This window comes from Stenotrophomonas sp. GD03777 (genome assembly GCF_029842485.1).
Classification (GTDB): Bacteria; Pseudomonadota; Gammaproteobacteria; order Xanthomonadales; family Xanthomonadaceae; genus Stenotrophomonas; species Stenotrophomonas sepilia.
Genome location: NZ_JAOCGL010000171.1, coordinates 1 through 4,848 on the forward strand (window position 1 = coordinate 1; position 4,848 = coordinate 4,848).

At 67.5% G+C, this 4,848-nt stretch carries 4 protein-coding genes; 3 read left to right on the forward strand and 1 reads right to left on the reverse strand.

Annotated features, from left to right (window positions below; all coding sequences use genetic code 11):
* Window positions 1-858: pseudouridine synthase (locus tag N5E02_RS20050; protein ID WP_279946667.1), on the reverse strand; the 858-nt coding region annotated here is incomplete at its 3' end.
* A gap of 124 nt (window positions 859-982) precedes the next feature.
* On the opposite strand from N5E02_RS20050, the gene N5E02_RS20055 reads away from it, so the two are divergent.
* The 3 genes from N5E02_RS20055 to N5E02_RS20065 all read left to right on the forward strand — a co-directional run.
* Window positions 983-1,531, forward strand: a complete 549-nt coding sequence (locus tag N5E02_RS20055) for a YaeQ family protein (RefSeq protein WP_072168291.1) — start codon at window positions 983-985, stop codon at window positions 1,529-1,531.
* Window positions 1,528-2,712 (forward strand): NAD(P)/FAD-dependent oxidoreductase, encoded by a 1,185-nt coding sequence (locus tag N5E02_RS20060; RefSeq protein ID WP_061477923.1) that lies wholly within the window; start codon window positions 1,528-1,530, stop codon window positions 2,710-2,712. The genes N5E02_RS20055 and N5E02_RS20060 overlap by 4 nt, the downstream gene beginning before the upstream one ends.
* Window positions 2,713-2,803: 91 nt before the next feature.
* Window positions 2,804-4,848 (forward strand): EAL domain-containing protein (locus N5E02_RS20065; protein ID WP_279946668.1); only part of this gene is annotated, 2,045 nt, incomplete at its 3' end.

Sequence of the window (4,848 nt, forward strand, 5' to 3'; positions counted from 1 at the left end):
GCTCAGGCTGCGGCCGCTGCTGAACATCCGTCGTGCGCCACTCAACGGGTCGTCGAAGGCCAGGCCCCGCGCCAGCAGCTGCAGCGGTGACTCGGCCACATTCAGTGGCCGTTGCCGAAGCTGCGGGTACAGGTCGTCACCCAAGATCGGCGCCCCCAGCATGGCCATGTGCACGCGCAACTGATGCTTGCGGCCGGTCTCCGGCAGCAGCCGGTAGCGCCAGATCGCCCCTTCGGCCTCGATCAGCTCGATCCGGCTGCGCGCATTGGGCTCACCGGGCACTTCGGACATGCGGAAGAACGGCTCGCCCGGCACCAACCGGCTGTCCCGCTGCAACGGAAACGCCAGCCCCGGCAGCGCCGGTGCCAGGGCCTCATAGGCCTTCTCGATGCGCCGATCACGGAACAGGCGCTGGTAAGCATCGCGCGACGCTCGCTGGGTCGAGAACATCACCAGCCCGGCCGTCAGCCGATCCAGCCGGTGCAGCGGTACCAGATCGGCATTGCCGGTGCGGGCGACCAGCCGCGCCAGCAGCGTCTCGCGCACATGCCCACCCGCAGGTGTCACCGGCAGGAAATGCGGCTTGTCGGCCACCAGCAGGTGCGCATCCAGATGGACGATGGTCTCGACAAAGGGAATCACCGGTTCGTCGGCCACCTCGCGGAAGTACTGGATCTCCCGCCCGACCTGCCAGGGCATGTCCGCAGTGAGCGCCCTGCCCTGCGCATCCAGCACACGGCCACGCGCGAAGCGATCCTGCCATTGCGCGGGCGCGATGCGCGGGAAACGTGCACACAGGCCATCCAGCAGGGTGGCCCAGGGGCCGGGCGGCAGCTGCAACCGGCTGGGCAGGCTCATGGCGTCCACTCCGGCCACAGGAAAGACCTCAAGAGTGCCACCGTTGACGGCATGCAGACAGCCCAGCCACGGACACCCCCGGAGCAAACCTCTATCATTGTCGTCTTTAGTCCACGGACCCCCCATGGCTCTTACCGCCACCATCCGCAAGGCCGAACTGCAGATCAGCGACATGGATCGCGGCTACTACGCGACCCACAACCTGACCCTGGCCCAGCATCCGTCCGAGACCGACGAGCGCCTGATGGTGCGCCTGCTCGCCTTCGCGCTGAACGCCGGCGACCGCCTGGAGTTCGGCCGCGGCCTGAGCACCGATGACGAACCCGACCTGTGGGAACACGACTACACCGGCGACATCCTGCAGTGGATCGACCTGGGCCATCCGGACGAATCGCGCATCCGCAAGGCCAGCAACCGCAGCCGCCAGGTGCAGGTGGTCAACTATGGCGGCAACGCCTCGGAGATCTGGTGGGGCAAGCAGAGCAAGGGCCTGGCGCGCTTCGACAACCTCTCGGTGGTCGACCTCGACGGTGCCTTCGTAGAGCTGTGGGGCCAGCAGATCCAGCGCGCGATGCGCTGGAGCGTGCTGATCCAGGACGGTGAAGTGCAGCTGCTCAACGATCAGATGCAGCTCGACGTGATCCCGACCTGGCGCAAGCGCGCCAAGGCATGAGCACGATCCGTTGTGATGTGGTGGTCATCGGCGCTGGCGCAGCCGGGCTGATGACCGCGATCACTGCCGGCCAGCGCGGCCGCCAGGTGCAGGTGATCGACCATGCCAACAAGGTCGGCAAGAAGATCCTGATGTCCGGCGGTGGCCGCTGCAACTTCACCAACACCGGCACCACCCCGGCCAACTTCCTGTCGGCCAACCCGCATTTCTGCAAGTCGGCGCTGGCCCGCTACACACCCTGGCATTTCATCGAGCTGGTGCACAAGCACGGCATCGCCTATCACGAAAAGGAACTGGGGCAGTTGTTCTGCGATGTCTCCTCCAAGCAGATCGTGAAAATGCTGGTGGACGAATGCCAGGCGGCCGGCGTACAGATCCGTACCGACTGCAGCGTGCAGCGCATCGAGCATGGCAGCGATGGTTTCCGCGTGCACACCACGCACGGCCTGTTCCATTGCGCCTCGCTGGTGGTTGCCACCGGTGGCCTGTCGATTCCCAGCATGGGGGCCAGCGGCTTTGGCTATGAAGTGGCCCGCCAGTTCGGTCACCAGGTGCTGCCGACCCGCGCCGGGCTGGTACCGCTGACCCTCAGCGGCAAGCACCAGGAGCGGCTGGCCGACCTCAGCGGCGTCGCACTGCCGATCGAGGCGCGCTGCAACGGCAAGAGCTTCCAGAACTTCATGCTGCTGACCCACCGTGGCGTGAGCGGCCCGGCCATCCTGCAGATCTCTTCGTTCTGGCAGCCCGGCGATGCGCTGGAGCTGGACCTGTTGCCGGGCCAGGATGCGGGCGAGTGGCTGCGCCAGATGAAGCGCGACCGCCCCGCCGCCGAGCTGCGCACGGTGCTGGGCGAGGTACTGCCGAAGCGGCTGGCACAGCGGCTGTGCGAGCACTGGCTGCCCGACCGCCCCGTGCGCCAGCTGGACGAGCCGGTGCTGCGCCAGGCTGCGCAGCTGCTGGGCGCATTCCCGCTGGTGGCCAGCGGCACCGAAGGCTACCGCACCGCCGAGGTCACCCTGGGCGGCGTGGACACCGCCGAAGTGTCATCCTCAACGATGGAATCCAAGCGCGTCCCCGGCCTGCACTTCGTTGGCGAGGTGCTGGACGTGACCGGCTGGCTGGGCGGCTACAACTTCCAATGGGCCTGGGCAAGCGGGCACGCAGCGGGCGGCGTGGTGTGAACCACTTCGCCGTTCCATTCGCGCAAGGGGGACGCGCATGGACGGTTCGCCGCGCATCGTGTATCTAGATTCGCAGATTGGGGAGCAGTGCATGCAGAACGCGAACGACATCACCATCCGCCTGCTGATCGTCGATGACAGCGGCGAGAATGCCGAAGCCATCGTCAGCACCCTGCGCAACAGCGGCATCGCGGTACGTCCGTGGCGCCCACAGGATGCAGCCGAGCTGGCCCAGGTGCTGACCAGCCAGGCCATCGACCTGGTGCTGGCCTCGCCGTCGCAGGGCATTCCGCTGCAGCTGGCAGCCCAGCACATCGCCGCCAGCGGCAAGGACATCCCGCTGGTGCTGCTGGCCGAGCGCATCGACGAGGACGAGCTGGTGCAGGCCAGCAGCCATGGCATCCGTGCCCTTGCCCTGCGCCAGCGCCCCGAGCACCTGCTCGCCGTGGTCCGCGACCAGTGGGTCGACCTGCAGGCGCGCCGCGGCCTGCGCCGCATCGAGGCGCAGATGCGCGAGACCGAGCGCCGCTGCGACGCGCTGATCGCCTCCTCGCGCGACCCCATCGCCTACGTGCATGAAGGCATGCACATCCGCGCCAACGACGCCTACCTGGAGATGTTCGGCTACGAGCATTTCGACGACATCGAAGGCATTTCGCTGCTGGACATGGTCGCCGCCCAGCACGTGGAGGGCTTCAAGCAGCTGCTGAAGGGCCTCAGCCGTGGCGAGGCGCCGCCGCCCCAGTACCAGCTCGACGCGCGCCACCAGGACGGCAGTGCGTTCCCGGCGACGATGGAATTTACGGCGGCCACCTACGAGGGCGAGTCCTGCCTGCAGGTGGTTCTCCGCCGCCGCATGGAGTTCGACCCCGAACTGGCACGCGAGGTCGAGGACCTGCGCCAGCGCGACCAGGTCACCGGCCTGCTCAATCGCCCGACCTTCATGCTGCAGCTGGAAAGCGCGGTGGCCCAGGCCGGGCGCAGCGAGGGCCAGTTCGGCCTGCTGCTGATCGAGCCGGACCACTACGCGCGCCTGCTGCCGGATATCGGCCTGGCCTCGGCCGACACCCTGATCGGCGCCCTCGCCGCCCTGCTGGCCGAAGTGGTTGGCGAGGACGCGCAACTGGCCCGTTTCGGCGAGCACAATTTCGCCGTGCTGCAGGCCGGGCCCTACGCACAGACCGTGGCGCTGGCCGAGCGCATCCGAGAAGCCTACGCCGCACACGTCTTCAGCATCGGCGCACGCTCGGCCACGGTGACGGTCAGCATCGGTGGCGTGCAGGTCGGTGAGAAGATCGCCAGCATCGGCCAGGTGCTGGCGCGCGCCAGTGAATGCACCCAGGCTGCAGCCGAGCTGGGTAACACCTGCCGCATCTTCGACCCGGCTGCCGCCGACCGTGTCGAGGAAGAGCGTGTGCAGCGCTGGGTGGCGCGCATCCGCGAGGCGCTGGCCGGCGACGGTTTCCAGCTTCACTACCAGCCGGTGCTGAACCTGCAGGGCGAACCACTGGAGCTGTACGAAGCCTATCTGCGCCTGGAAAACAATGGCGAGCTGCTGAGCCCGACCGCGTTCCTGGGCATCGCCGAGGAACACGGCCTGCTGGCCGACATCAACCGCTGGGTGGTTTCGCAGGCGATCGCGGTGCTGGGCGAACGCGCACGTGCGGGTCATGCCACCCAGGTGCTGGTGAAGGTCACGCCGGAATCGTTCGATGACCCACAGATGATCGCCACCCTGCACCGCGAACTGCAGGCACAGGGCGTGCCCGGCGAACGGCTGTGGCTGCATGCACCGGAAGCGAAGGTGTTCACCCACCTGCGCAGTGCACAGCAATTCCTTGCCGAAGTGGCGCCACTGGGCTGCCGCATCGGCCTGGAGCAGTTCGGTTCCGGGCTGGACTCGTTCCAGCTGCTGGCCCACTTCCAGCCGCAGTTCCTCAAGCTGGACCGGGGCTTCACCAGCGACCTGGCTGCCACCCGCGAGAACATCGACCGCATCAGCCAGATCACTGCGCGTGCTCAGGAAGCGGGCATCCGCACCATCGCCGAATTCGTCAGCGATGCCAACTCGATGACGCTGCTGTTCAGTGCCGGCGTGGATTACGTGCAGGGCGACTTTGTCGGCCCGGCGTTGCC

Coding starts and splice junctions, on each gene's coding strand:
- N5E02_RS20055 (WP_072168291.1), top strand. CDS start 983: ATGGCTCTTACCGCCACCATCCGCAAGGCCGAACTGCAGATCAGCGAC.
- N5E02_RS20060 (WP_061477923.1), top strand. CDS start 1,528: ATGAGCACGATCCGTTGTGATGTGGTGGTCATCGGCGCTGGCGCAGCC.